The sequence below is a fragment of the Nocardioides phosphati genome (assembly GCF_014646375.1).
Lineage (GTDB): Bacteria > Actinomycetota > Actinomycetes > Propionibacteriales > Nocardioidaceae > Nocardioides > Nocardioides phosphati.
Map to the genome: position 1 here is coordinate 611,845 of NZ_BMNI01000001.1, position 25,134 is coordinate 636,978.

26 protein-coding genes, 1 tRNA gene and 1 pseudogene are annotated in these 25,134 nt (G+C 70.7%); 16 read left to right on the forward strand and 12 right to left on the reverse strand.

The genetic code is table 11. The annotated features are described in order from the left end of the window. Positions 1-5: 5 nt before the first annotated feature. Complete coding sequence (locus IEX47_RS03090) at positions 6-1,934, reverse strand: sigma-70 family RNA polymerase sigma factor (protein ID WP_188782495.1); 1,929 nt, start codon at positions 1,932-1,934, stop codon at positions 6-8. 207 nt (positions 1,935-2,141) lie between these two features. Between IEX47_RS03090 and IEX47_RS03095 the strand changes: the two genes are divergently transcribed. From IEX47_RS03095 to IEX47_RS18180, 6 genes are all read left to right on the forward strand, one after another. Further along, positions 2,142-2,873: a hypothetical protein gene (locus IEX47_RS03095; RefSeq protein WP_188782496.1), complete on the forward strand. Its 732-nt coding sequence runs from the start codon at positions 2,142-2,144 to the stop codon at positions 2,871-2,873. Between the two features lie 106 nt (positions 2,874-2,979). Then, positions 2,980-3,702: an SOS response-associated peptidase gene (locus IEX47_RS03100; RefSeq protein WP_188782497.1), complete on the forward strand. Its 723-nt coding sequence runs from the start codon at positions 2,980-2,982 to the stop codon at positions 3,700-3,702. A 19-nt stretch (positions 3,703-3,721) separates the two neighbouring features. Continuing rightward, the gene (locus IEX47_RS03105) at positions 3,722-4,357 is read left to right on the forward strand and encodes an alpha/beta hydrolase family protein (RefSeq protein WP_188782498.1); all 636 of its coding nucleotides are present in this window, start codon (positions 3,722-3,724) and stop codon (positions 4,355-4,357) included. A gap of 107 nt (positions 4,358-4,464) precedes the next feature. Further along, entirely contained in the window at positions 4,465-5,076 is a 612-nt protein-coding gene (locus IEX47_RS03110) for a sigma-70 family RNA polymerase sigma factor (RefSeq protein WP_107699102.1), read from the forward strand. Then, on the forward strand, positions 5,073-5,363 hold the full coding sequence (rsrA, locus tag IEX47_RS03115; protein ID WP_188782499.1) for a mycothiol system anti-sigma-R factor: 291 nt from the start codon (positions 5,073-5,075) through the stop codon (positions 5,361-5,363). The genes IEX47_RS03110 and rsrA overlap by 4 nt, the downstream gene beginning before the upstream one ends. A gap of 65 nt (positions 5,364-5,428) precedes the next feature. Beyond that, the gene (locus tag IEX47_RS18180; RefSeq protein WP_369759046.1) at positions 5,429-5,503 is read left to right on the forward strand and encodes a 50S ribosomal protein bL37; all 75 of its coding nucleotides are present in this window, start codon (positions 5,429-5,431) and stop codon (positions 5,501-5,503) included. A gap of 83 nt (positions 5,504-5,586) precedes the next feature. Here IEX47_RS18180 and IEX47_RS03120 read toward each other — a convergent pair whose 3' ends face one another. Beyond that, positions 5,587-6,399, reverse strand: a complete 813-nt coding sequence (locus tag IEX47_RS03120) for a DUF2785 domain-containing protein (RefSeq protein ID WP_229662572.1) — start codon at positions 6,397-6,399, stop codon at positions 5,587-5,589. A gap of 62 nt (positions 6,400-6,461) precedes the next feature. Between IEX47_RS03120 and IEX47_RS03125 the strand changes: the two genes are divergently transcribed. Beyond that, positions 6,462-7,958 (forward strand): sensor histidine kinase, encoded by a 1,497-nt coding sequence (locus IEX47_RS03125; protein ID WP_188782501.1) that lies wholly within the window; start codon positions 6,462-6,464, stop codon positions 7,956-7,958. Between the two features lie 15 nt (positions 7,959-7,973). Here IEX47_RS03125 and IEX47_RS03130 read toward each other — a convergent pair whose 3' ends face one another. Next, positions 7,974-8,225, reverse strand: a complete 252-nt coding sequence (locus IEX47_RS03130) for a WhiB family transcriptional regulator (RefSeq protein ID WP_188782502.1) — start codon at positions 8,223-8,225, stop codon at positions 7,974-7,976. Positions 8,226-8,409: 184 nt separating this feature from the next. On the opposite strand from IEX47_RS03130, the gene IEX47_RS03135 reads away from it, so the two are divergent. Next, positions 8,410-8,811: a hypothetical protein gene (locus IEX47_RS03135; protein ID WP_188782503.1), complete on the forward strand. Its 402-nt coding sequence runs from the start codon at positions 8,410-8,412 to the stop codon at positions 8,809-8,811. Here the strand turns inward: IEX47_RS03135 and IEX47_RS03140 are convergent, their stop codons facing one another. Together IEX47_RS03140 and sodN are read right to left on the reverse strand one after the other, a co-directional pair. Beyond that, positions 8,812-9,378: a sigma-70 family RNA polymerase sigma factor gene (locus tag IEX47_RS03140; RefSeq protein ID WP_188782504.1), complete on the reverse strand. Its 567-nt coding sequence runs from the start codon at positions 9,376-9,378 to the stop codon at positions 8,812-8,814. A gap of 133 nt (positions 9,379-9,511) precedes the next feature. Then, complete coding sequence (sodN, locus tag IEX47_RS03145; RefSeq protein WP_188782505.1) at positions 9,512-9,904, reverse strand: superoxide dismutase, Ni; 393 nt, start codon at positions 9,902-9,904, stop codon at positions 9,512-9,514. 51 nt (positions 9,905-9,955) lie between these two features. Between sodN and IEX47_RS03150 the strand changes: the two are divergent. The 4 genes and pseudogenes from IEX47_RS03150 to IEX47_RS03165 all read left to right on the forward strand — a co-directional run. Then, positions 9,956-10,315: pseudogene (locus IEX47_RS03150) on the forward strand (S24/S26 family peptidase); the annotation flags it as partial. A gap of 107 nt (positions 10,316-10,422) precedes the next feature. Beyond that, positions 10,423-11,622, forward strand: a complete 1,200-nt coding sequence (locus tag IEX47_RS03155; RefSeq protein WP_188782507.1) for an NAD(P)-dependent malic enzyme — start codon at positions 10,423-10,425, stop codon at positions 11,620-11,622. 23 nt (positions 11,623-11,645) lie between these two features. Next, the gene (locus IEX47_RS03160; RefSeq protein WP_188782508.1) at positions 11,646-12,614 is read left to right on the forward strand and encodes a zinc-binding dehydrogenase; all 969 of its coding nucleotides are present in this window, start codon (positions 11,646-11,648) and stop codon (positions 12,612-12,614) included. After that, the gene (locus IEX47_RS03165; RefSeq protein WP_188782509.1) at positions 12,611-13,306 is read left to right on the forward strand and encodes an SDR family oxidoreductase; all 696 of its coding nucleotides are present in this window, start codon (positions 12,611-12,613) and stop codon (positions 13,304-13,306) included. The genes IEX47_RS03160 and IEX47_RS03165 overlap by 4 nt, the downstream gene beginning before the upstream one ends. Positions 13,307-13,321: 15 nt before the next feature. On the opposite strand, the gene IEX47_RS03170 is transcribed toward IEX47_RS03165, so the two are convergent. Together IEX47_RS03170 and IEX47_RS03175 are read right to left on the reverse strand one after the other, a co-directional pair. After that, positions 13,322-13,849: a flavin reductase family protein gene (locus IEX47_RS03170; RefSeq protein ID WP_188782510.1), complete on the reverse strand. Its 528-nt coding sequence runs from the start codon at positions 13,847-13,849 to the stop codon at positions 13,322-13,324. Beyond that, complete coding sequence (locus IEX47_RS03175) at positions 13,839-14,600, reverse strand: dihydrofolate reductase family protein (RefSeq protein ID WP_188782511.1); 762 nt, start codon at positions 14,598-14,600, stop codon at positions 13,839-13,841. Before IEX47_RS03175 ends, IEX47_RS03170 begins: the two co-directional genes overlap by 11 nt. A 177-nt stretch (positions 14,601-14,777) precedes the next feature. Here IEX47_RS03175 and IEX47_RS03180 point away from each other — a divergent pair, with 177 nt between their 5' ends. After that, a complete protein-coding gene (locus tag IEX47_RS03180; RefSeq protein ID WP_188782512.1) occupies positions 14,778-16,253 on the forward strand; it encodes a DHA2 family efflux MFS transporter permease subunit in 1,476 nt (491 codons plus the stop codon). 72 nt (positions 16,254-16,325) lie between these two features. On the opposite strand, the gene IEX47_RS03185 is transcribed toward IEX47_RS03180, so the two are convergent. Both IEX47_RS03185 and IEX47_RS03190 read right to left on the reverse strand, forming a co-directional pair. Continuing rightward, complete coding sequence (locus tag IEX47_RS03185; RefSeq protein ID WP_229662573.1) at positions 16,326-17,408, reverse strand: polyhydroxyalkanoate synthase family protein; 1,083 nt, start codon at positions 17,406-17,408, stop codon at positions 16,326-16,328. Next, positions 17,405-18,055 carry a TetR/AcrR family transcriptional regulator gene (locus IEX47_RS03190; RefSeq protein ID WP_188782513.1) on the reverse strand — a complete coding sequence of 217 codons (651 nt, stop codon included), beginning with the start codon at positions 18,053-18,055 and terminating at the stop codon, positions 17,405-17,407. Before IEX47_RS03190 ends, IEX47_RS03185 begins: the two co-directional genes overlap by 4 nt. A 155-nt stretch (positions 18,056-18,210) precedes the next feature. On the opposite strand from IEX47_RS03190, the gene IEX47_RS03195 reads away from it, so the two are divergent. From IEX47_RS03195 to IEX47_RS03205, 3 genes are read left to right on the forward strand one after another with little or no spacing between them, the layout of a single operon-like run. Next, a complete protein-coding gene (locus IEX47_RS03195; protein WP_229662574.1) occupies positions 18,211-19,323 on the forward strand; it encodes a ferredoxin reductase in 1,113 nt (370 codons plus the stop codon). Positions 19,324-19,354: 31 nt separating this feature from the next. Then, positions 19,355-20,548, forward strand: coding sequence for a fatty acid desaturase family protein (locus IEX47_RS03200; RefSeq protein WP_188782514.1), 1,194 nt, complete (start codon positions 19,355-19,357; stop codon positions 20,546-20,548). A 10-nt stretch (positions 20,549-20,558) separates the two neighbouring features. Further along, the gene (locus IEX47_RS03205; RefSeq protein ID WP_188782515.1) at positions 20,559-20,768 is read left to right on the forward strand and encodes a hypothetical protein; all 210 of its coding nucleotides are present in this window, start codon (positions 20,559-20,561) and stop codon (positions 20,766-20,768) included. Between the two features lie 69 nt (positions 20,769-20,837). On the opposite strand, the gene IEX47_RS03210 is transcribed toward IEX47_RS03205, so the two are convergent. The 3 genes from IEX47_RS03210 to IEX47_RS03220 all read right to left on the reverse strand — a co-directional run bounded on the left by IEX47_RS03210 (position 20,838) and on the right by IEX47_RS03220 (position 25,091). Continuing rightward, positions 20,838-21,014 carry a DUF6104 family protein gene (locus tag IEX47_RS03210; protein ID WP_188782516.1) on the reverse strand — a complete coding sequence of 59 codons (177 nt, stop codon included), beginning with the start codon at positions 21,012-21,014 and terminating at the stop codon, positions 20,838-20,840. 89 nt (positions 21,015-21,103) lie between these two features. After that, the gene (locus tag IEX47_RS03215) at positions 21,104-24,808 is read right to left on the reverse strand and encodes a multifunctional oxoglutarate decarboxylase/oxoglutarate dehydrogenase thiamine pyrophosphate-binding subunit/dihydrolipoyllysine-residue succinyltransferase subunit (protein WP_188782517.1); all 3,705 of its coding nucleotides are present in this window, start codon (positions 24,806-24,808) and stop codon (positions 21,104-21,106) included. A gap of 207 nt (positions 24,809-25,015) precedes the next feature. Further along, positions 25,016-25,091 (reverse strand) — tRNA-Arg (locus tag IEX47_RS03220). Between the last annotated feature and the right edge of the window lie 43 nt (positions 25,092-25,134).

Sequence of the window (25,134 nt, forward strand, 5' to 3'; positions counted from 1 at the left end):
CCCGCTCACAGGAGGATCAGTCCGCCGCCGACCTCGAGCAGCGGGTGCCAGCCTGCGGTGTTGTTGGTGCCGCCGGCCTCGTTGAAGTCGAACCCGCCGAGCGTCAGGTCGAGGCCCGGTACGAGGGCGAGGAGACGGTCGACCCGGACCCGGACGACGAGGTCGGCCGTGCCGTCACCCGTGTCGATCACCGCGCACGTCGTGTCGGTGCAGGTCACCTCGCTGCCCGTCGTCGACACGACGTCGAGGTCCTGCGCGGCGAGAGAGATCGTCGCGCTGCCGAGGGGCTTGAGACCCGTGATGTGGAAGGCGACGTCGTAGTCGCCGAAGCGGCCGTTGTTGTCGTTGGCGGGCGTCACGTCGCCACGCGTGATCGCGGCGTCGAAGCTCGGCGCGGGCTCCAGGTGGATCGTCGTGGAGTTGTCGCTCAGGTCCGGGTCGTGGATACCGGCGGACGGGACCAGGCTGATCGTCAGGTCGTGGGGCCGGTCGTCGGTCACGGTCGCCGTCAGGGTCAGGGTCGGCCGCGCCTTGGTGAGGGTGCAGTTGCCGTCCGAGCAGGAGACCTCGAGGCCCGGGGTGGCGGTCGTGGTGGTCGCGGCGAGGTACCGACGAGCGGCGACCCGCGGACTCGCCGTCGTCGGCTCGCTCCAGGTGACCGCGACGCTCTGGCCGGCGGGGATGCCCGAGACGGAGATGTCGACCGTCGAGGTGCCGCTCGCGTCGGGAGCGGTCACGGCGCCGGCCGTGATCGTCACGTCGGAGGTCGGTGGCGGAGGCGGAGCCTGGGTCGGCGTCTTCGTCGGGGTCGGCGTGGCCGTGGGCGCGGTGGTCGCCGTAGGGGTGGTGGTCGCCGTCGGCACGCTCGACGTGGGGGCGGAGGTCGTCGGGCTCGACGTCGGCGGCGCACTGGTCGGGGTGGTCGTCGGCGCGTCGCTGGTCGCGGGAGGCGTGGCCGAGGCCGTGGCGGGCGGCGGCCCGTCAGCCCGAGGGGGAGTGGTGTGGTCGCCACCGGCCTGCAGCGCGAAGACGGCGCTGGCGGCGATCACGCCGGCGGCGACGACGCCGGTGGCCGCCGCGGCGGGCCCGTTGGAGCCGATGCCGTCCTTGATCCGGTCGACGAGCAGCAGCAGGCCGCCCTTCGTGGCGACACCTGCGCTGGCGAGGTAGCCGAGACCCGCGCTGCCGAGGAGCAGCGGCGCCAGGATCGCGGCGAGGTTGTTGTTGACCTCGGTCAGCTCGAGGTAGATCGCCATGCACTTGCGGCATTCGTCGATGTGCTTCTCGACCTTGCCCGCGTCACGCTTGCTGATGCCGTTGCGGATGTAGCCACCGAGGTGCTGGTGGGTCCAGGCGCAGGCGTCGTCGTCGACGTCCATCGCGTGGGAGTTGAGGAACGCCTGCCGCAGGCCCTCGCGGGCGCGGTAGGCGAGCGCGGAGACGGAGTTGGGGGTCATGCCGAGCAGGGCGGCCACCTCGGCGGGCTTCTGGCCCTCCACCTCGGTGTGCCACAGGACGGCCTGCCAGCGCTCGGGCAGCGACGCGAAGGCCTTGGCGGCCGCCGCGCTCTCGAAGCCCTCGACCGCGGTGTCGCGGAACGGCACGCCGGGGTCGAACGCCTCCATGTCGTCGGTCGAGTGGAGCCGCGACGTGGCGCGGATCTTGTCGACGTGGAGGCGGCGGATCGAGGTCAGGAGGTAGGCGCGGAAGGCGACGTCAGGGCCACCGCCCCCCTGGAGCACGCGGAGCACCTTGGCGAACGCGTCGGAGACGAGGTCGTCGGCGTCGGCGGCGCCGACCAGCTGGCGGGCGAGCCTGCGGGCCGCCTCGACGTGGCGCTCGAAGAGCGGACCGTATGCGGAGACGTCACCACCGCGGACGGCCGAGATCAGCTCGGCGTCGCCCGTCTCCTGCAACGTCAGGGTGTCGGTCACGTCTTCTCAACGATCGATTCGCGGATGTATGACGCCAATCGTACGCAGCAGAGACCTTTTCCCGGGTTCCTCGGGAATTTCTTCGCAGAACCGCGTCATGACCCCGCGCGCGCACCGTTCCATCGGCGTACGAGGCCCGCATGACGGGGGCGGGTCTCGTAAGGACTTCAGTGGAGCAAGACACAGAGGGGAGCAACCGTGGGGCTTTTGACGACACGTCGCCGTGGCGCCACGGACGGTTCCGAGGCAGGTCGGGAGCTGTCCGAGCAGGTGCGCGCCGTTCTGCCGCGCCGGTTCGAGGCTGTCGGGGAGGCCCTCGCCTCGGGATCACGCTCCCTCGACGTCTATGACGTCGTCGGCCGCCGCCTCGCCGAGGACGGCGCCTCCCTCGACGAGGTGCTCGACGCGCTGCGCCAGACCACCCAGGCGGTGCTCGCCGCCGACCCGGCGTACGACGCGGTGCGGGCGATCAGCATCGCCTGGAGCGAGGGCACGCTCGCCTACCTCCACCAGCTCTCCTGCGAGGACCCGCTCACGGGCCTCGCCAGCCTCGCGCACGTCCGTAGCCGGATCGCCGAGCTCTACCGCGCCGCTGCCCGCTCGGGCGCCGACGTGACGCAGTCGCACGCGCTGGTCGTCTTCGACATCCCGGAGACGATCGAGTCGCTCGCCGCCCCGGACGCCGGCTTCTCTCGCACGCTCCGGCTCGCCCGCGTGGGCCAGTCGGCCGGCACGGTCTTCAACGGTGCCGGCACGATCGGCCGCCTCGGCGCCCGCCGCGTCGTGGCTGTCGTCGAGCGCGACCCCAACCTCGGTCGCCGTGTCGCCCTGGTCCGCACCCTGCTCGCGTCGGCGGACTTCCCGACGCGCGCGTGGATCGAGGGCCTGCCCGGCTCCGACGAGGTCGCCGCGCTTCTGCTCGACGAGCTCGCCCGCTAGACCCAGACCTTCTCGGGACGATCCGGGCTGGCCGCGCCTGACGGGGGGATGCGGCCAGCCCGAGTCGTCCTCAGGGCTCAAGCTCCGGGGCCGTATCGTCGGTGCCATGTGCGGCCGCTACGCCTCCTCCCGGCGCCCCGACGAGCTGATCGACGAGTTCGACGCGACGGCGCACCTCGACCACGAGGTCGCCGCCAGCTGGAACGTCGCGCCGACCGACGAGGTCTACGCCGTCATGGAGCACCCCAAGGACGAGGAGCGCCAGCTCCGCGTCGTCCGCTGGGGCCTCGTGCCGTCGTGGGCCAAGGAGCGTTCGATCGGCACGCGGATGATCAACGCGCGGCTCGAGACGCTCGCGGAGAAGCCGGCCTTCCGGAAGGCCCTCGCCGTACGCCGCTGCCTGGTGCCGGCCGACGGCTACTACGAGTGGTACCCGACGGAGCAGCTCGACGCGAAGGGCAAGCCCAGGAAGCAGCCCTTCTTCATCCGGCCCACCGACGGGGGAGTGCTGCCGATGGCGGGGCTCTATGAGCTCTGGCGCGATCCGGCGAAGGCCGACGACGCCCCCGACCGCTGGCTGTGGACGTGCACCGTGATCACCACCGAGGCGACCGACGAGCTCGGCATGATCCACGACCGGATGCCGCTGATGGTCGAGCGGGACCGCTGGGACGAGTGGCTCGACCCGGCGCGCGAGGGGGCAGGCCTCCTCGACCTGCTCGAGCCCGCCGCGCCGGGCCGGCTCACGGCGTACCCGGTCTCGACGGCGGTGGGCAACGTGCGCAACAACGGCCCGGAGCTGGTCGCCCCGCTGCCCCTCGAAGCCTGACTGCGGGCATGATGGGCGGGTGACGGAGAGCCGGACGTTCGAGACGCCCCAGGGCCCGGCCCGGCTGGTCGCCCACCGGTCCAAGCGGCCGATCGCGAGCCTGCTGCTGAGCCACGGGGCCGGGGGCGGCATCGACGCCCCGGACCTCGACGCGCTGGCGCACCGGCTCCCGGGGCAGGGCATCAGCGTCCTTCTCCTCGAGCAGCCCTGGCGCGTGGCCGGGCGCAGGATCGCCGGCTCCCCGGCCTCGCTCGACGTTGCGCTCCGCTCCGTCGCCGACCAGATCCGTCCGCGCACCCCGCTGGTCGTCGGTGGCCGGTCCGCCGGCGCCCGATCGGCGGCACGCTGCGCCCGCGACCTGGGCGCGGCGGGCTGCCTGGCGCTCTCGTTCCCGCTCCACCCGCCCGGCAAGCCGGAGAAGTCGCGGGTCGACGAGCTGCTCGGCTCCCGTGTGCCCACGCTGGTGATCCAGGGCGAGCGTGATCCGTTCGGCCGGCCCGAGGAGTTCCCCGACGGCACGGAGATGGCCGTCGTCCCGGCCGCCGACCACTCCTTCAAGGTGCCGAAGTCGGCGCCGCTGTCGCAGGAGGACGCGCTGTCCGTGGTCGTCGAGGCCACGCTCGAGTGGATCGTGAGGGAGATCGCGCGCACCTGACCGCAGCCCGCGGAAGAAATCGGACGAGGTCACGGTTGAGCATCGACGTGAACGCCGTACTCGACCGCTCGATCCAGCCTGCGAGCGCTGACCTATTCTGGGAGGCGATGACTGACGTGGTGCCTGAGAACGAGACCGACGCCGAGCGCTCGCTGCGCTTCGAGCGCGATGCCCTGCCCTTCCTCGACCAGCTCTACTCGGCGGCGCTGCGCATGACGCGCAACCCCGCTGACGCCGAGGACCTGGTCCAGGAGACCTTCGCGAAGGCGTTCGCCGCCTTCCACCAGTTCAAGCCGGGCACCAACCTCAAGGCGTGGCTGTACCGCATCCTCACCAACACGTTCATCAACAGCTACCGCAAGAAGCAGCGCGAGCCGAAGCAGTCGATGTCCGAGGACGTCGAGGACTGGCAGCTCGCGCGCGCCGAGTCGCACACCTCCTCCGGCCTGAAGTCGGCGGAGCACGAGGCGCTCGAGCACCTTCCCGACTCGCAGGTGAAGGACGCCCTGCAGCGACTGCCCGAGGAGTTCCGCCTCGCGGTCTACCTCGCCGACGTCGAGGGCTTCCCGTACAAGGAGATCGCCGAGATCATGGACACCCCCATCGGCACCGTGATGTCGCGCCTCCACCGTGGTCGCCGCCAGCTGCGCACGCTGCTGGAGGACTACGTCCGCGAGAACGACATGTTCGGCATGACCCGTGAGGAGGTCGTCTCGTGAGCGCACCTGACCCGCAGGAGGGCCACGAGCACAAGCGTGGGGAGGACTGTGCCGACTACCTCGAGCGCATCGTGTTCTTCCTCGACAACGAGCTCGACGAGGCCGACTGCAGCGCGGTCCGCCACCACCTCGACGAGTGTGGTCCCTGTCTGAAGAAGTACGACCTGGAGCGCACGGTGAAGCAGGTCGTCGCCCGCTCGTGCCACGAGTCGGCGCCGGAGGCCCTGCGGGCGAAGGTCCTCGTGCAGCTGCGCGAGGTCCAGGTCCGGATCACCTCGACCGACTGACCCCCGATTCGACCCGGGCGCACTCGTCTGGGAAGATGAGCCGTTCCGCGATCGAGGAGGATCCCATGGGCAAGACTGGCCGCAAGCGCCGCGCTCGCAAGAAGAAGGGCGCAAACCACGGCAAGCGCCCCAACGCCTGAGTCACCGACTCAGCGCCAAGCGCACCGAACCCCCGAGCCATTGGCCCCGGGGGTTCGTCGCTTTTTCGGGTCAGCGCAGGGGGTCAGCGCACGGCGCGGAGGTGCGGACGCAGCTCCGGCGTCGTCTCGCGCAGCGCCTCGACGATGACCAGCAGCAGGTCCGACCGTACGCCGGGGCGCGCCGGCCCGTGGGCGACCTGCAGGTAGAGCGCCCGCAGGAACGCCTGGGTGTTGAAGGCCCGGCACGCGACTGCGCCCTCGGGGTCGACGGCGACGGCACCGTTGGCCAGGCGCGCGATCCACGGCTCGAGGATGCTCAGCGGCACCAGGTCGCGGGCGAGGATCGCGACCGTGGCCTGCGCCAGGCGGTCGGGCTCGCCGGACACCAGGCGGCAGCCGGTCGGGAGCAGCAGGCGGTCGGCGAGGACGTCGAGCAGCACCGTCAGCTCGGCGACGCCGAAGTGGGGGGAGCGGCCGAGCTCGGCCACCGCGTCGGCACCGTGGGCGAGCGCGAGCGCGGGCCCCTTGCCGGGCACGTTGCCCCGGAGGTCGCGCTCGCGGACGAACCACGTGGCGATCCGGTCGCCCCAGACCAGGAGCTGGCGCGGGGAGAGGACGTGGACCTGGTTGTCGCGCGCGATGCAGTCCGCGAGGACCTTCACCGACCAGCTCCGGCGGAAGACCGTGTCGGTGTCGGACTGGCCCAGGCCCACCTCGACACCGGTCACCATGCCGTCGCCGAGACCCACCAGGACGTCGTCGTACGCCCCCTCGCGGATCCATCCGGAGAGGCGCCGGTAGGCCTCCTGCGTGCGCTGGCGCGGGTCGGTGCTGCCCAGCAGCCGCGTCAGGTCGGCGGTCAGGTCGTCCAGCGGGCGATCTGTCGGCAGCGGCATGGGGCACATGGTGCCAGCCCGTACCGACACCATGCGAATTGGCTTCCCGTACTCTCGGGCGCATGCCGACCCTGGACGAGATCGCCCGTGCACACACGGATCTCGACACCGAAGAGCTGGCCTGGCTGCACCTCCTCCTCGCCGACTGGCAGATCGTCGCGGACCTCTCGTTCGCCGACCTCGTGCTCTGGCTCCCGGACCGTGAGGGCCGCGGATTCTGGGCCGGCGCGCAGCAGCGCCCGACCACCGGACCGACGGCGCTTCTCGACGACGTCGCCGGCACGTTCCTGCCGAAGGGGCGGCGCAACCTGCTCGACACGGCGTACGAGACCGGGCGGCTGGCGCGCGAGGGTGACCCGGCGTGGGTCTACGACGTACCCGTGCGCCAGGAGGCGATCCCCGTACGCCGGGGCGGCCGGGTCTTCGCCGTCGTCGCCCGCACGACCAACCTGCTCGGCGTGCGGACGCCGAGCCAGCTGGAGCTCACCTACACGCAGACCGCGAGCGACCTGACCCGGATGATCGCGCGCGGGGCGTTCCCGGTGCCCGGGCCGCGCAGCGACCACGCCGACACCCCGCGCGTGGGCGACGGCTTCATGCGCCTCGACGCCGGTGGACGGGTCAGCTACGCCTCGCCCAACGCGCTGTCGGTCTACCGGCACCTCGGCCACGCCGGTGACCTCGTCGGCCAGGAGCTCGCGGAGCTGACGCGCAGCCTCGTGCCGCCCCGCGACCGGCCTGACGAGGAGACCCTGAGCGCCGTGCTGGGCGGTCGGGTCGCACGCGACACCGAGGTCGCCTCCGACGGCGTCGCGCTGATCCTGCGCTCCCTGCCCCTCGCGCCTGAGGGCGAGCCGGTCGGGGGAGTGATCCTGGTCCGCGACGTCTCCGACCTGCGCCGCCGCGACCGTGAGCTGGTCACCAAGGACGCCACGATCCGCGAGATCCACCACCGGGTGAAGAACAACCTCCAGACCGTGGCTGCCCTGCTGCGCCTCCAGGCCCGGCGGATGAACAACGAGGACGCCCGGCTCGCCCTCGAGGAGGCCGTACGCCGCGTCGGCTCCATCGCGCTCGTCCACGAGACGCTGAGCAACACCGACGAGGAGCACGTCGCGTTCGACGAGATCGCCGACCGGCTCGGCCGGATGGTGGCCGACGTCGGGGGCATCGGCCACGCCGTCGCCGTACGCCGGGAGGGGACGTTCGGCGTGCTCAACTCCGACACCGCCACGCCGATGGCCATGGTGCTGACCGAGGTCCTGCAGAACGCCGTCGAGCACGGCTACCGCCAGCTCGACGTCAGCGACTCCGACCGCGTGGGCCGGATCCTGATCGAGGCGCGCCGGGCCGTCGGCCGGCTGCACGTGGTGATCGAGGACGACGGCGTCGGCCTGCCCGAGGACTTCGACCCGGACCAGTCGACGAGCCTCGGGCTCTCGATCGTCCGCACCCTGGTGGAGTCCGAGCTCGACGGTCAGCTCACGCTGGGCGCCGCGCACATGACAACGACCGGCACTCGCGTCGAGATCGACGTGCCGGTCGTGCAGCGGGGCTGAGCCCCGGGGGAGCGATCAGGCGGTGCGGACCCGGGCCCGCGCGTTGCGGCGCTTGAGTGCGCGACGCTCGTCCTCGCTGAGGCCGCCCCAGACACCGTGGTCCTGGCCGGCCTCGAGGGCCCAGGCGAGGCACTGCTCGCGGACTTCGCAGCGACGGCACACCTGCTTGGCCTCCTCGATCTGGAGGATCGCCGGGCCCGTGTTGCCGATCGGGAAGAACAGCTCCGGGTCCTCGTCGAGGCAGGCTGATTCGTGACGCCAATCCACGGCTGGGTGTACTCCCTTTGGTTGCTGGGGTGAAGCGCGTCGGCCTCGGTGGAGGCGCGGGACGCGGGGAAAGATGAGGTGGCCTCGCGAATCTTTTCACGAACGCACACGCAAGGTTGTCAATCCTACGCAAGAACGACAACCCCTGTGGGCCGTCACTTTGGTCACAAGTAGATTGAGGCACGTGCTGAACCCCACTGAGACCACTGCTCCGCGCCCTCTCGTCGTCGCGTCGGTGGCCACCCTCGTCGAGGCGCTCTGCTTCGGCGTGCTCGCCGTCGTGCAGGCGATCGCCTTCTCCAGCGAGCGCTCCGCGATGAACTGGACCACCATCGCCTTCTTCGTCCTCTGGGGGCTGATGCTCGCCTGGTGCGGCCTGTCGCTGCTCCGCAGCCGGTCGTGGGCGCGCAGCCCGATCGTGATGGCGCAGCTCGTGCAGCTCGGTGTCGCGTGGAGCTTCGTCAAGGGCGACCCGGCGCAGTGGGAGGCGGCCACCGCCTGGACCATCGCGGCCATCGCGGTCGTCGTCCTCATCGGCGTGTTCCACCCGAGGTCGATCGAGCACCTCGCCGCCTCCGACAGCTGATCAGGCGGCTGAGCGCGCGCTCGGTCCCACCTCGGCACGCGGTGGCTCGTCCGGCGATCTGCCCAGCCGTCGGCGAAGCCGGGCGAGTGCGCGCGCCTGCAGCCGCGAGATGTGCGCCTGGCTCACGCCGAGGCGGTCGGCGACCGCATCCTGCGTGAGTCCGTCGAGGAAGCGCAGGAGCAGCACCGTGCGCTCCTGGTCGGGAAGCAGCGCGAGAGCAGGGAGCAGGACCAGCCGAAGCTCGACCTGCTCGTACGCCGCGGGCGGCGCCGGGTCGACCGTCCAGCCCTCCTCGAGCTGCTCGACGGCCGGCCGCGGAGCACCCCGGGGCCGGCGGAGCACGCCGCTGCGGTCGCGCAGGTGGTGGCGGATCTCGCCCAGCACCATCGGCACCGCGTACGCCGCGAAGGGCACGCCGCGCGCCGCGTCGTACCTCCGGGCGGCGTGGAGCAGCCCGAGCCGCCCCGCCTGGACGAGGTCGTCGTGCGGCTCGCCCCAGCCGCGGAACCGGCGGGCGCAGCGGTCGACGAGGTCGAGGTGGGCGAGGACGAGCGAGTCGGTGTCCATGGCTCCATCAGACCCTCGCGGCCCGACGGGTGCCACCAGTCATCCACAGGCCCCGCGGGTGGCGGGATGAGCCGGCGACGAAATGCAACAGGGTCCGGACCGCCGAAGCGGACCGGACCCTGTCGGTGAGGCGTCAGGCCTTCTTGGTCTCCCAGAAGATGCCCGCGATCTCGTCGATCTTGGCGAGCAGCTCGTCGGCCACGCCCGCGTCGAGCGTGCCCTTCGTGCCGCCGGCACCCGCGAGCTTGGTGGCCTCGTTGAAGAGGGTGTGCAGCTGCGGGTACTTCTCGAAGTGCGGGGCCTTGAAGTAGTCGGTCCACAGCACCCACAGGTGGTGCTTGACCAGCTCGGAGCGCTGCTCCTTGATCAGGACGGCGCGGGTGCGGAAGTCGGGGTCGTCGGAGTCGTTGACCTTGGCGATCAGCGCCTTGATCGACTCGGCCTCGATGCGGGCCTGGGCGGGGTCGTAGACACCGCAGGGGAGGTCGCAGTGGGCCTGGGCCTCAACGGTGGGGGCGAACAGCATGCTCGACAGCTCCTTCGTGGGTGACGTCTCTGTGCGACTGCGACACTACTCCCCATGCGAGGACGTCGGTGGGGCTGGGCCGTCGTGCGCGGACGGTCCATGGAGCCGGGCCTGCACGAAGGGGACCGGCTGCTGGTCCGCTGGGGCCGCGAGCCACGCCCGGGCGACGTCGTCCTGGCCCGGTTCGTCGACGGCACCCTCGCGGTGAAGCGCGCGACCGAGCGGCGTACGACGAGGACGGGCGCGCCGGGCTGGTGGCTGCTCAGCGACAACGCGGCCGAGGGCGTCGACTCGCGCCACCGCGGAGTGGTCCCCGCGGAGGACGTCCTGGCCGTCGCCCGACTGGTGAGGCGTGGATGCCGGTTGCATCACATTCCCGCTCCGCCCGTGTCGGAGCGCGCGCCCTTGTGAAAGGATGGCGGGCGAGGGTGAACCCCCTTTCCGGCTGCTCCGCGACACACCATTCGCGTCGAGCGGCGCTCCCGAATCTGCCGAACGCCCCGAAAGTCATGCCGAAGATGTCTGAGCTCGAGCCCGCAGTCCAGTCGGGTGGCCACCCGTTTGCCGGCGACCCGGTGTTCGACCTCCACGTAGGCGGCAAGATGGCGATCGAGTCGTCGGTCGAGCTGGCCGGCGCCGACGAGCTCTCGCTGGCCTACACCCCGGGTGTCGCCCGCGTCTGCACCGCGATCGCCGAGAACCCCGAGCTCACCCAGCACTACACGTGGGTGCCCAACACCGTCGCGGTCGTCACCGACGGCACCGCGGTGCTCGGCCTCGGTGACATCGGCCCCGCCGCCGCGATGCCGGTGATGGAGGGCAAGGCGATCCTCTTCAAGCAGTTCGGCGGCGTCGACGCCATCCCGATCTGCCTGGACACCACCGACACCGAGGAGATCATCGAGACGGTCGTGCGCCTCGCTCCGAGCTTCGGTGGGATCAACCTCGAGGACATCTCGGCGCCGCGCTGCTTCGAGATCGAGGACCGCCTCAAGGAGCGCCTCGACATCCCGATCTTCCACGACGACCAGCACGGCACCGCCGTCGTCGCCCTGGCTGCGCTCAAGAACGCCCTCAAGCTGACCGGCCGCGAGCCCGGCGAGACCCGCGTGGTCATCTCCGGCGCGGGCGCCGCCGGTGTCGCGATCGCCAAGATCCTGATCGGCGCCGGCATCACCGACATCGCGGTCATCGACCGCCGCGGCATCGTCAGCTCCGACCGCTCCGACCTGACCCCGGTCAAGCGCCAGCTCGCCGAGATCACCGCCGACCGCAACAGCCGCACCGGCTCGCTCGCCGACGCGATGAAGGGCGCCGACGTCTACCTCGGCGTCTCCGGCGGCACCGTCCCGGAGGAGGTCGTCGCGACGATGGCCCCCGACGCGATCATCTTCGCGATGGCCAACCCGACCCCCGAGGTCCACCCCGACGTGGCGCACAAGTACGCCCGCGTCGTCGCCACCGGCCGTTCGGACTTCCCCAACCAGATCAACAACGTGCTGGCGTTCCCCGGCATCTTCCGGGGCGCGTTCGACGTCCGTGCCACGGCGATCACCGAGGGCATGAAGCTCGCGGCCGCCGACGCCCTGGCCGAGCTCGTCGGTGACGCGCTCGCCGAGGACATGGTCATCCCGGGGCCGTTCGACCCGCGCGTCGGCCCCGCCGTCTCCGCTGCCGTGGCCGAGGCCGCGCGTCGGGACGGCGTCGCCCGCGCCTGACCTGACTCGGTAGGTTTGGCGGCATGTTCGCCGTCTACGCCGAGTCGTTCAACGCCGAGTCCCCGCTTGACGGGCTGGTGGTGGGGGAGCGCCCCGACCCGATCGCCCCGGATGGGTGGACGACGGTCACCGTCAAGGCCGCGTCCCTCAACCACCACGACCTGTGGTCGCTCAAGGGCGTCGGGCTCAAGGCCGACCGGCTGCCGATGATCCTGGGCTGTGACGCCGCCGGCCTCGACGAGGACGGCAACGAGGTCGTCGTCCACGCGGTGATCAGCTCGCCCGACTGGGTCGGGGACGAGACGCTCGACCCGAAGCGGTCGCTGCTGTCCGAGCTGCACCAGGGCACGTTCGCCGACAAGGTCGTGGTGCCCCGCCGCAACGTCGTCCCGAAGCCGCGCAGCATGAGCTTCGAGGAGGCCGCGTGCCTGCCGACGGCGTGGCTCACGGCGTACCGGATGCTCTTCACGCAGGGCGGCCTGAAGGCCGGCGACTCGGTCCTCGTGCAGGGCGCCGGCGGCGGCGTCGCGACCGCCTGCATCGTGCTTGCGCGGGCCGGTGGCCTGCGCGTCTACGCGACGTCGCGCGACGAGGTGAAGCGGAAGAAGGCGCTCGAGATCGGCGCCCACGAGGTCTTCGACTCCAACGAGCGGCTGCCGGTCAAGGTCGACGCGGTCATGGAGACGATCGGCCGGGCGACCTGGGAGCACTCGATCCGCTCGCTGCGTCCCGGCGGCAAGCTCGTGACCTCGGGCAACACCTCGGGTCCGAACCTCGACAACGCGATGCTGCCGCACATCTTCTTCCTGCAGCTGCAGGTGATCGGCTCGACGATGGGCACGCGTGCGGAGCTCGCCTCGCTCGTGCAGATGCTCGACGCGACCGGTCACAAGCCGCTCATCGACCACACCGTGCCGATGGAGCAGGCGCGCGACGCGTTCGCCGCGCTCCACGCCGGCGACGTCTTCGGCAAGATCATCCTCACCCGATGACGCGCGTCCACCTGGTCACCGGCGCGGGCTCCGGCATCGGCGCGTGCGTCGCCGACGCGCTGCACGCCCGCGGCGACGAGCTCGTGCTCCTCGCCCGCTCCGTCGAGCGTGCGCACGAGCTCCAGCAGCGGTACGACGGGGCCCGCGTCGTCGTCGCCGACCTCGCCGACCCGGCGCACCTCGAGCACGCGCTGGCCGGCGCGAACCTGCCGCCGCACCTCGACTCGGTGCTGCACGTCGCGGGCGTCGTCGACCTCGCAGCGGCGCACGACCTGACCTTCGACGAGGTCCGGTCGCAGGTCGACGTCAACCTCGTCGCGCCGATGGTGCTCACCAGCCTCTGCCTCCCCGCGCTGCGCGCCGCCCGCGGGACGGTCGTCTTCGTCAACAGCGGCGCCGGCCTCAACGCGCACCCCACGTGGGGTGCCTACGCGGCGTCCAAGTTCGGGCTGCGCGGCTTCGCCGACGCGCTGCGCGGCGAGGAGGCGCCCCACGGCGTCCGCGTGACCAGCGTCTTCCCGGGCCGCACGGCGACGCCGATGCAGGAGAAGGTCCACGAGCAGGAGGACGCGGCGTACGACGCGGAGCGGTGGATCCAGCCGGAGACCGTGGCCGCGACGATCCTCCACGTGCTCGACCTGCCGCGCGACGCGGCGATGCCCGAGGTCAGCGTCCGTCCCGGTCCGCGCTGACGCTGCCCGGCACGATCAGTCCGCCGCACGCTCCGTCGGTGGGCTGTGCCGCTCCTCGTTGCCGTGGCCGGGGTCGAGGTCACGGCACGCCGAGAGGCGCAGCGGGGCCGCCGGCGGCCGGCCGTCGACGCGCACCGGCTCGGTGGTGAGGCACACGTGGTCGCCGCCTTCGTCGAGCAGCGCCACCCGGCGTACGACGAGGCGGGCGGGCACGTCGGCGAGCAGCGGTACGCCGTGTGGTCCGGCCTCCGTCGCCAGCCCGGCCAGCTTGTCGGTGTCGTCGCCGCTGAGGGTGCCGAAGCGCTCGGCGAGGTCGTGCTGCTCCGCGCCGAGGAAGTGCACCGCGAGGTGGGTGGAGTGGAGCGCGAGCCGATAGGTGTGGTTGGCCTTGGAGAGCCACACCGAGTAGCGGGGCGGGTCGATGCTCGACTGGCTGTGGAAGCCGACCAGACAGCCTCCGCGCTCGTCGCCGTCGGCGGTCGTGAGGACGATCATCGCCGGGTCGGTCGCGGCGGCGAGGGCGTCGAAGGCGTCACTGCTCATGCGGGGGCACCTCGCCGCGTTCGTAGCGGAGGAAGAGCGTGTTGCCCTCCTGCTGCACGTGGCGGAGCGTGAAGCCGGTCAGCGGGGCGCCCGGGGGAGCGACCGCGACGGGCAGCGGGTCGCCTCCCATGAGGGGCGAGAGGGTCAGCAGCAGCTCGTCGAGGTGGCCGCCGGCGACCAGCTCGCCGAGCAGCGTCGGACCGCCCTCGGTGAGCACCACCGAGGCGCCGCGTGCGGCGAGCTCGTGCAGGGCAAGGCCCGGGTCCACGCGCTCGTCACCGGCGACGATCACCTCCGCGGCGTCGCGGGCCCGCGCGAGGCGCTCCGGGTCGGCCGCCTCACAGGTCACGAGGAAGGGCGGCTGCTCCAGGGCAGGATCGGTGAAGGCGCGCCCCTCCCAGTCGAGGTCGAGGGACCGGCTCACGACCGCCAGCCGAGGGAACGGCGGCTTGCCCTGGTCGCGGCGGGTCTGGGCCCGCGCCTTCGGCAGCAGCAGCGGTCCGTAGCCCTCACGCCGGATCGTCTCCGCCCCGACCAGCACCACGTCGGCCACCGTGCGCATCGCCAGGAAGAGCGCCGCGTCCGGCTCGGTCGAGAGTGCCGCCACGCGGCCGCCGATCGCCGCAGAGCCGTCGAGGCCGCCGACCATGTTGGCCAGCACCCAGCAGGGCCCGCGCGGGTCCGAGCGGTCGACGGCGACGTACGGCGCCAGGGGGTCGTCGAGGTGGGTGGTCGCTCCGAGGACGTCCATGGGCTCCATGCTGGCACCGGCCCCAAGGGAATTGATTGGCGCCTGCAGTGGTTGCTGCCCCAGAATTGACCGACGCGTCACTTGCCGGACGCTGTCGGATCTCCGGGGCCCCGTTCGTGGACAGAGTGAACGGGCGGCTTCAGGCCACCCCGCGCCCTCCCTGAAAGGCCCCCCACCATGTCTGCTTCCCTCGAGGCTGATCCGATCCAGACGACGGTCGCCGCGACACCCGACTCGCCCGACGCACCCTTCAAGACCCCGCTGGTGGTCAAGCTCCTCGTCGCAGCCACCTTCGTCGTGATCCTCAACGAGACCACGATGATCAACGCGCTGCCGAGCCTCATGCGCGACTTCGGCATCGACCAGCGCACCAGCCAGTGGGTCAACACCGTCTTCATGCTCACCATGGCGTCGGTCATCCCGCTGACCGGCTGGTTCCTGCAGCGGGTCACGACGCGCACGGCGTTCACCGTCGCCATGGCGACGTTCTGCACCGGCACGTTCCTCGGCATGGTCGCGCCGACGTACGCCGCCCTGCTCGTGGCCCGGGCGGTCCAGGGCGCCGGCACCGCGGTGATGATGCCGCTGCTGATGACCACGGTCATGACGGTCATCCCGATGGCCCACCGTGGCCGCGTGATGGGCAACATGATGATGGCGATCTCGGTCGCCCCCGCGCTCGGCCCGACCACGTCCGGGCTGCTCCTCGAGCTCGGCTCGTGGCGCCTGATCTTCGCGGTGATCCTCCCGCTCGCGGTCGTCATGGGCCTCGTCGGCCGCCGGCTGGTCGAGAACATCGGCGAGCCGAAGGCCGGTCCGGTCAGCTGGCTCAGCGTGCTGCTCGCGGGCTCGGGCTTCGCGAACCTGGTCTACGGCCTCAGCAACTTCGGTGTGGGCTCCCTCGCCAAGCCGGTCGGCTTCACGGTCCTCGGCGTGCTGCTCGTCGGCGCCTTCGTCGCGTACCAGATCGTCCTCCAGGGTCGCGGCGGTCCGCTGCTCGACCTGCGCACCCTCCGGATCCGCACCTACGCCACCGCGGTCCTGCTGATGTGCGCGGCGTTCATGGCGTTCTTCGGCGCCATGGTCCTGCTGCCGTCGTACCTGCAGGAGTACCGCCACCTCAGCACCCTGAAGACCGGCCTGCTCGTCATGCCGGGTGGCCTCGCGATGGGCCTGCTGGGCCCCCGCGTCGGCAAGGTCTTCGACCGGCTCGGCACCCGACCGCTGGTCATCCCGGGCGCGGCCGGTCTCGTCGCGGCCCTGGTCGCGCTGGCCGAGGTGATCGACCTGGACACGCCGTACTGGCTGATCGTGGTCCTGCACGTCGCCCTGATGAGCTGCCTGGCCTGCGTCTTCACCCCGGTCTTCACGCTCGGCCTGGGCGCCCTTCCGCAGGAGCTCTACTCGCACGGCAGCTCGCTGCTCGCCACGCTCCAGCAGGTAGCGGGCGCGGCCGGCATGGCGCTGCTCATCGCGATCCTGCAGAGCCGTGCGAAGCACCTCGCCGTGTCCGGGCTGGACGCGCCGAACGCCTTCGTCGGCGGTCTCGACTGGGCCCTGATGACCGGCGCGGGGTTCGGCCTGGTCGTCCTGCTGATGGCGCTGCTGCTGCCGGCGCGGGCCGCGAGCACGGCCGGCGGCGCCGCGCACTGATCCAGCTCCACCCGGAGGGGTGGGCTCCCCGTCACTGATGGCGAGGGGCCCACCCCTTTCGTGCGGGGTGGGTCAGGCCTCGTCGAGGAACGCGTCGAGGATCGGCCACGAGACCTCGGCCGCCTTCGGGCCCGCGATCAGGCCGAGGTGGGAGAGGCCGTCGGCGGCGGCGTACCGCGCGCCGGGGACCGACCGCGTGCCGGCCTGGACCGCGGGGCCGGGGCCGATCGCGTCGGTGCGGCTGCCGACGAGGAGCACCCGGGTGCGGATCGCGGCGAGCCGGACGGTGCGGTTGTGCGAGAGGTTCACGACGCCCTTGGCCAGCTCGTCGCGGCACATCAGGCGGGTGTGGATCTGGTGGTAGAGCCGCGCGGGGTAGCCGGGCATCGCCCCGATGAAGTTGTCGATCGCGGTGGTGCGCGCGAGCGTCTCGGTGTCGAGGATGTTCTGCGCGAGGAAGAGCGGCTTCTTCAGCTCGCGCGTCGGGGCCATCGCCCGGAACATGGCGCGCGTGAGGTGCCGCGGGACGCCACCCATCAGGCCGGTCGGGAGCGTCATCACGTCGGAGCCCACCACGCGGTCGAGGTAGCGCAGCGGCTGCACGGCCGGGATCAGCCGGTAGTCGATCGGCGTGCCGAACGCCGTGATCGAGGCGATCGGGAGCGTCGGGTGCGCGGCGGCGGTCAGCAGGCTGCAGGTGCCGCCGAGCGACCACGCCACGATGTCGACGGGAGCGCCGTCGTGCTCCTCCGAGACGCGGCGCACGGCGCCGGGGATGATGTCGTCGATGAAGTCCTCGAACCCCATGCGGCGGTCGGCGAAAGTCATCTCGCCGTAGTCCACGACGTACGTCGCGTGGCCGCGCCCGACGAGGTGTGCGGCGAGGCTCTGGCCCGGGCGCAGGTCGTAGCAGTTGGTGCCGACGGCCTGGGGCGGGACGAGCAGCACCGGGCGCGGCTTGCTGTGCGGCTTCGGGCCCAGGTAGCGACGCAGCTGCCGGTGCGGCTCGTCGGAGAGCACGTGTTGCGGCAGGCCGGCGTACTGCTCGATGCCCTCGCCGAACGGCGAGATCGCCCACGCGTTGCGCGCGGCGCGCGCGATCGTCGCGACGAGCGGGGAGGGGGCCTGGCTCACGGGCACGAGGTCGGTGGTCACTTGCTGGAGTCCCATCGGAGAGTGCCGACCAGCACCATGTGCAGCTGGCGGCGGGCGGTGTCGGCGATGCGGCGTGTCTCGGCGGCGCTGCCGGACCTGCTTAGCTCCTCGGCGCGGATCAGCATCGCGTTGACGAGCAGGTTGGCGAGGATCGCCAGGTCCGCGGAGGACCACGCACGGGTGAGCTCGACGTGGGCGAGGTCGGTGGCCAGCTCGCGCTCGACGAGCTGGAGCTGGTGGCGCACGGCCTCGCGTACGGCGGGCGGCCCGGCGAGCAGCTCCCGCGCGATGAAGCGCAGGTGCCGGTCGCTCTGGCCGGCGTGCGTGACAAGTGCGTCGATGGACTTGTCCGCGATCGAGACGGCGAGGTCCCACTCGGTGGCGGTCGCGTCGTCCGGGATGGTGCGCGCGTCGCGCAGCAGGGCCCGGAGGGCGTCGAAGGACTCCGTCACCAGCGTGAGCCCGAGCTCGTCGATGCTGGCGAAGTGGCGGTAGAAGGCGGTCGGCACGATGCCGATCTCCTTCGCGACCTGGCGCAGGGAGAGGGCCGCGAGCCCGCCCTCCTCCGCGAGGCCGAGGGCCGCGTCGAGGATCGCACGGCGCGTGCGCTCCTTCTGCTCGCTGCGCGAGACCCCTGGCGTCGTCATGGACTCATTCTACCGCCAGTGAACGTCCGTGCACTGAAAGTGGGCGGCATCACCTCGGGCCGGGTTGACCCGGACAGCGTCGGTTGGTCATAGTTTCGGTGAACAGCCGTTCACCGAAGAAACGAGTGTTCACCCAAACTTCGAAAGGAGCCCCCATGTCCCGCATGAAGGTCCTGACCTCGTCCCGGATGGGCCGCCGCTTCCTGGACTCCTCCTTTGCCGCCGCCCTCGCGACTCCGCACGGTGTCGACCGCTACGTCGAGATGCTCGACCCGCTCTGGTCCCGCACGGAGACGCGCGCCGAGGTCACCGACGTCGAGCGCAAGACGGCCGACAGCGTCACGCTCACGCTGCGCCCCAACGCCAGCTGGGCCGGCTTCAAGGCCGGCCAGTTCGTCAAGCTCTCCGTCGAGATCGACGGCATCCGGCGCACGCGCTGCTACTCGCCGGCCAACTCGCAGTTCCGCCGCGACGGCCGGATCGAGCTGACCATCAAGGTCGACCCGAAGGGCCTCGTCTCGCCGTGGCTGCTCGCCAACGCGACCCCGGGCATGCTCGTCCAGATCTCGCCCGCCCAGGGTGACTTCCACATCCCGCTGCCCCACCCGCGCAGCATCCTGCTGATCAGCGGTGGCTCCGGCATCACGCCCGTGATGTCGATGCTGCGCACGCTGACCGACCGCGCCTACATCGGCAAGGTCACGTTCCTGCACTACGCGTTCACCGAGGACGACGTCATCTACCGCGACGAGCTCGCGGAGATCGAGGCGAAGTACGAAGGCGTCCGGATCATCCGCGCCTACACGAACGCCGACAACGGCGACCTGCAGGGCTTCTTCAGCAAGGAGCACCTGGTCGCCGCGGACAAGCACTACGCCGAGGCCGAGACGTTCCTCTGTGGCCCGATGCCGCTGATGGACAGCGTCCGCGCCGTCTTCGAGGCCGAGGGCATCTCCGACCGGCTCCACCTGGAGCAGTTCGCCGCCCCGACCCGCACGGTCCCGACCGACGAGGCCACCGGCGAGCTGGTCTTCGCCGCCTCGGGCGCCAAGGCCGACAACAACGGCCAGACGATCCTCGAGCAGGCCGAGGCTGCGGGCCTCAACCCGGACTACGGCTGCCGCATCGGCATCTGCAACGCCTGTGTGAGCACGAAGCTGACGGGCATCACGCGCAACGTCCTGACCGGCGACATCAACACCGACAACGACGTCAACATCAAGCCGTGCATCTCGGCTCCGTGTGGCGACGTCTCCATCGACCTCTGATCACTCAGACCCGACTTTCTCAGGAGTTCCCATGACTGTCACCGCCACTCCCACCAAGAAGAAGCTGAGCCCCGAGCAGATCGAGGCGTTCGGCCAGGAGCTCGACGCGCTGCGTGCGCGCATCGTCGCCGACCTCGGCGAGAAGGACGCGGCGTACATCCGCGACATCGTCAACAAGCAGAAGAAGCTCGAGGTCGCCGGCCGCGCCCTCCTGTGGGCCGGCTGGTTCCCGCCGGCGATGCTCGCCGGCGTCACCGCCCTCTCCCTGTCGAAGATCATCGACAACATGGAGATCGGCCACAACGTGATGCACGGCCAGTACGACTTCATGAACGACCCGCAGTTCACCGCCAAGAACTTCGACTGGGACAACACGATCCACGCCGACAGCTGGCTCTACACGCACAACTACGTGCACCACACCTTCACGAACATCGTCGGCAAGGACCACGACGCCACCGGCTACGGCGTCATGCGGATGACCGAGGAGCAGCCCTGGCACCCGATCTGGCTGCTCAACCCGGTCTTCTGCGGCCTGCTGCAGACCTTCTTCCAGTGGGGCACCGCCCTGCAGGAGTTCGAGTCGGAGAAGTGGTTCCGTGGCGAGCAGACCTGGGCCGACATGGCGCCGGCGCGCAAGCGGTTCATGGAGAAGGCCGGCAAGCAGGCGCTGAAGGACTACGTCCTCTTCCCGCTGCTCTCGGGCCCGGGTGCGCCGTTCACGTTCGTGGGCAACGCCGCGGCCAACCTGGTCCGCAACCTCTGGGCCTCCTCGGTCATCTGGTGCGGTCACTTCCCCGAGGGTGCGGAGACGTTCTCCATCGAGGAGACCGAGGACGAGAGCCACGCCGAGTGGTACTACCGCCAGATCCTGGGCTCGGCGAACTTCACCGGCAGCCACCTGGTCGACGTCCTCTCGGGCAACCTGAGCTACCAGATCGAGCACCACCTCTTCCCGGACATCCCGGCGTACCGCTACAAGGAGATCGCGGTCGAGGTGAAGGAGATCTGCGAGCGCTACGGCATCCGCTACAACGAGGCGCCGATGTACAAGCAGCTCTGGAGCGTGTGGCAGCAGGTCTTCAAGCTCTCCCTCCCGGACAGCACCTACACCAAGGGACCGCTGGCCGGCCTGCGCGAGGCCCTCTCCTTCCCGTTCCGCAAGAAGCAGGCGGAGCAGGGCCGTGAGCAGGGGCACGTTGTGGAAGCGACCTTCGCCGCCTGAGACTGGGGTCATGACCAACCTCAGCAAGGCCGAGATCCGCAAGGACCAGGTCCAGGACTCGATCGAGGCCGCGACGCACGCGGCCGGCCAGGTCTCCCACATCGTGATCTCCGCGGTGGGTGACGTGGTCAAGGCACTCGGTGGCTTCGCGACGGACCTCTTCGAGATCCGTGAGGCGGCCCGCCGGGCCCGCGTGGAGCACGACCTCGACGAGGACTGACCAGCAAGCACCAGGACGGCCCCGCTTCCCGGGAGGGAGGCGGGGCCTTCTGCTTTGCCCCGAAGGGGGTCAGTCCTCGGGGTCGTCCAGGCGCGCGAGCCAGGTCGCGAAGCGCTCGATGGGGGTCTCGAACTCGGGGAACGTGTCGACGAACGCCTGGAGCTGGTCGCCCAGCCACTCGAGGGTGACCTCCTCGTCACCCCGACGCTTCTGGAGCTCCTCGATGCCACGGTCGGTGAAGTACATGGCGGCCATTCTTCCAGCCCCGTCGCACGAACGACGAAGCCCCCGACCAGATGGTCGGGGGCTTCGTCGTCAGGCTGGTGATCCGGGGATCAGGCGAAGGCCTTGTCGAAGAGGACCTTGGCCTCCTCCTGGTGGCGCTTCACGGTGCCGACCGCGGTCGTGGACGACGCGGGACGCGTCACGGCCTCGATCGGGCGACCCAGCTCGGGGACGATGTTCAGCGCGAACGTCGGCCACGGGCCCTGGTTGAACGGCTCGTCCTGGACCCACTTGACCTTGGCGTTGGGGTACTTCGCGAGCTCGGCCTGGATCTCGGCGGTCGGCCACGGGTAGAGCTGCTCGACGCGCACGATCGCGACGTCGTCGCGCTCGCGCTTCTGGCGCTCGACCACGAGGTCCCAGGTGAGGCGGCCGGAGACGAGCAGGACCGTCTTGACCTTGGCCGGGTCGGCCGCCGTGTCGGCGATGACCGGCTGGAACGCGCCCGAGGTGAACTCGGCCGGCTGCGAGGCGGCCTCCTTGCGCTTCAGCATCGACTTCGGCGTGAAGACGATGAGCGGCTTGTGCTCGCCACCGAGCGAGTGACGGCGCAGGAGGTGGAAGTACGACGCCGGGCTGGACGGCTGGGCGACGACCATCGCCTCGTCGGCACAGAGCGTCAGGAAGCGCTCGATGCGGGCGGAGGAGTGGTCCGCACCCTGGCCCTCGTAGCCGTGGGGGAGCAGCAGCACGACGCCGCTGTCCTGGCCCCACTTGGTCTTGCCGGCGGAGATGTACTCGTCGATGACCGACTGGGCGCCGTTGACGAAGTCACCGAACTGGGCCTCCCAGAGGACCAGCGCGTCGGGCCGGGCCACGGAGTAGCCGTACTCGAAGCCGAGGGCGGCGTACTCCGACAGCAGCGAGTCGTAGACGAAGAACTTCGCCTGGTCCTCGGTGAGGTTCGCCAGCGGCGTCCACTCGTCGGCGTTCGTGCGGTCGATGATCGTCGCGAAGCGCTGCACGAAGGTGCCACGACGCGAGTCCTGGCCGGCCAGGCGGACCGGGCGGCCCTCCATGAGGAGCGAGCCGAACGCGAGGATCTCGCCGGTGCCCCAGTCGATCGGGCCCTCGTTGATCGCGGCGGCGCGACGCTGCAGCTGCGGCATCACCTTCGGGTGGACGGTGAAGCCCTCCGGCGGGGTGACGTACGCGTCGGAGATCCGCTTGAGGACCTCCTGGGAGACGGCCGTCGAGCCACCCTCGAGCTTCTTCTCCGGGTAGTCCGGGACGGTGGTCCACTGGTCCGGCTTGGCGTCGGCCTCGCGGACCTCGGTGAAGACCCGCTCGAGAAGCGCCTGGTAGTTGCGCAGGACCTCCTCGGCCTCCTCGATCGTGATGTCGCCACGGCCGATGAGGGACTCGGTGTAGAGCTTGCGCACCGAGCGCTTCTGCTCGATGAGGTCGTACATCAGCGGCTGGGTGTACGACGGGTCGTCACCCTCGTTGTGACCGCGGCGGCGGTAGCAGACGAGGTCGATGACGACGTCCTTGTTGAACGCCTGGCGGTACTCGAACGCGAGCCGGGCGACGCGGATGCACGCCTCCGGGTCGTCGCCGTTGACGTGGAAGACCGGCGCCTGGACCATGCGGGCCACGTCGGTGCAGTAGAGCGTCGAGCGCGAGGAGCCGGGCGAGGTGGTGAAGCCGACCTGGTTGTTGATGACCAGGTGGACCGAGCCACCGGTGCGGTAGCCGCGCAGCTGCGAGAGGTTGAGCGTCTCCGCGACGACACCCTGGCCCGCGAACGCCGCGTCGCCGTGGACGAGCAGCGGGAGGACGGGGTACTCGTTGCCGCGGTTGAGGACGTCCTGCTTCGCGCGGGCGATGCCGGTGACGACCGGGTCGACGGTCTCGAGGTGCGACGGGTTGGCCGCGACGGAGACCTTGATCTTGTCGCCGGAGCCGGCGACGAACTCGCCCTCGGCGCCGAGGTGGTACTTCACGTCGCCCGAGCCCTGGACCGTGCGCGGGTCGATGTTGCCCTCGAACTCGCGGAAGATCTGGTTGTAGGACTTGCCGACGATGTTGGCCAGCACGTTGAGGCGGCCACGGTGCGCCATGCCGATGCAGACCTCGTCGAGCTTCGCCTGCGCGGCGGCCTCGGCGATCTCGTCGATGACCGCGACGGCGGTCTCGCCACCCTCGAGGGAGAAGCGCTTCTGGCCGACGAACTTCGTCTGCAGGAAGGTCTCGAACGCCTCAGCCTGGTTGAGCTTCTCCAGGATCCGGAGCTGCTCCTCGCGGGACTCCTTGTCGTACGGCTTCTCGACGCGCTCCTGGATCCAGCGGCGCTGCTCGGGATCCATGATGTGCATGTACTCGATGCCGGTGGTGCGGCAGTAGGAGTCGCGCAGGATGCCGAGGATCTGGCGCAGCTTCATGAAGCGGCGACCCTCGCCACCGAACGAGCCGGTCGCGAACTCGCGGTCGAGGTCCCACAGGGTGAGGCCGTGCGACTCGATCTCGAGGTCGGGGTGGCTGCGCTGCTTGTACTCCAGCGGGTCCGTGTCGGCCATCATGTGGCCGCGCACGCGGTACGCGTGGATCAGCTCGAGGATCCGGGCCTGCTTGCTGATTTCGTCGTCGTGCGTGTGCGAGACGTCGTTGGCCCAGCGGATCGGCTGGTAGGGAATCCGCAGCGAGCGGAAGATCTCGTCGTAGAAGCCGTCCTCGCCGAGGAGCAGCTGGTGCACCTTGCGGAGGAACTCGCCCGACTGCGCGCCCTGGATCACGCGGTGGTCGTACGTCGAGGTCATCGTCATGATGCGCGAGACCGCGTTGCGGGTGAGCGTCTCCTCGGAGGCGCCCTGGAACTCCGGCGGGTAGTCCATCGAGCCGACGCCGACGATCGCGGCCTGGCCCTGCATGAGGCGCGGGACGGAGTTGTTGGTGCCGAGGCCGCCGACGTTGGTCAGGGACACCGTGGTGCCCTGGTAGTCGTCCATGCCCAGCTTGTTGTTCTTGGCCTTCTTGACGATCTCCTCGTACGCCGTCCAGAACTGCGCGAAGTCCATCGCCTCGCAGCCCTTGATCGACGGGGCGACCAGCTGGCGCGTGCCGTCGGGCTTCTGCTGGTCGATCGCCAGGCCCAGGTTGATGTGGGCGGGGGAGACCATCGTCGGCTTGCCGTCGATGACCGCGTAGGTGTTGTTGTACTCCGGGTAGGCCTTGATCGCCTTGACGATCGCGTAGCCGATCAGGTGCGTGAAGGAGACCTTGCCGCCGCGGGCGCGCTTGAGGTGGTTGTTGATGACCGTGCGGTTGTCCCACAGCAGCTTGACCGGGATGTTGCGGACCGACGTCGCGGTCGGGACCGCGAGCGAGATGTCCATGTTCTTCGCGGTCGCCAGCGGGATGCCCTTGAGCTGCTGGTACGACGGCTCGTCGTTGGCCTCGGTGGGGGCGGCGGGCTTCGGGTCACGCGGGGCCGGGTTGGACGTGCCCTTCGCGGGCTCGACGGCCTTGGTGTTGTCGGGGCGCGGCTTGGCCACCGGGATCGGTGCCGTGGCCTGCGCGGCGGGGGCCGGGGCAGCCGGGGCGGGAGCCGCCGGGGCCTGTGCGGCCGGGGCGGCAGGAGCCGCAGCCGGGGCAGCAGCGGCGGGGGCCGGCGTACCGGATCCGTTGCGCGCAGCGAAGTAACTGGTCCACTCGGGTCCGACGCTCGACGGGTCCTTCTTGTACTGCTCGAACATCTCGTCGACGAGCCATTCATTGGCTCCGAAGTCGGAGAGTGGGTTGTTCTGTTCGGCCACGGCTAGTTTCGCCTCTTCCGGTGCGGCTCGTTCGGGTTACGACAACGGGAGCAAGGCTAGACCTACGCCGGATGAAATGGGGCAGGTGGGACGCCGTTTCGGACTCCGGATGACGCACCCCACACACCTCACGTCCTCACGTGGTGACAAAGCCCTTGCCGCACAACGGAAAAGGCCCGCATCGCGTCGCGATGCGGGCCGTGCTCGTGGCGCCCTCGGCAGGATTCGAACCTGCGACACCTGGTACCGGAAACCAGTGCTCTATCCCCTGAGCTACGAGGGCGTGCGCTGTGACCAGCGCGATAGCGGACACTACCGGCTGATAT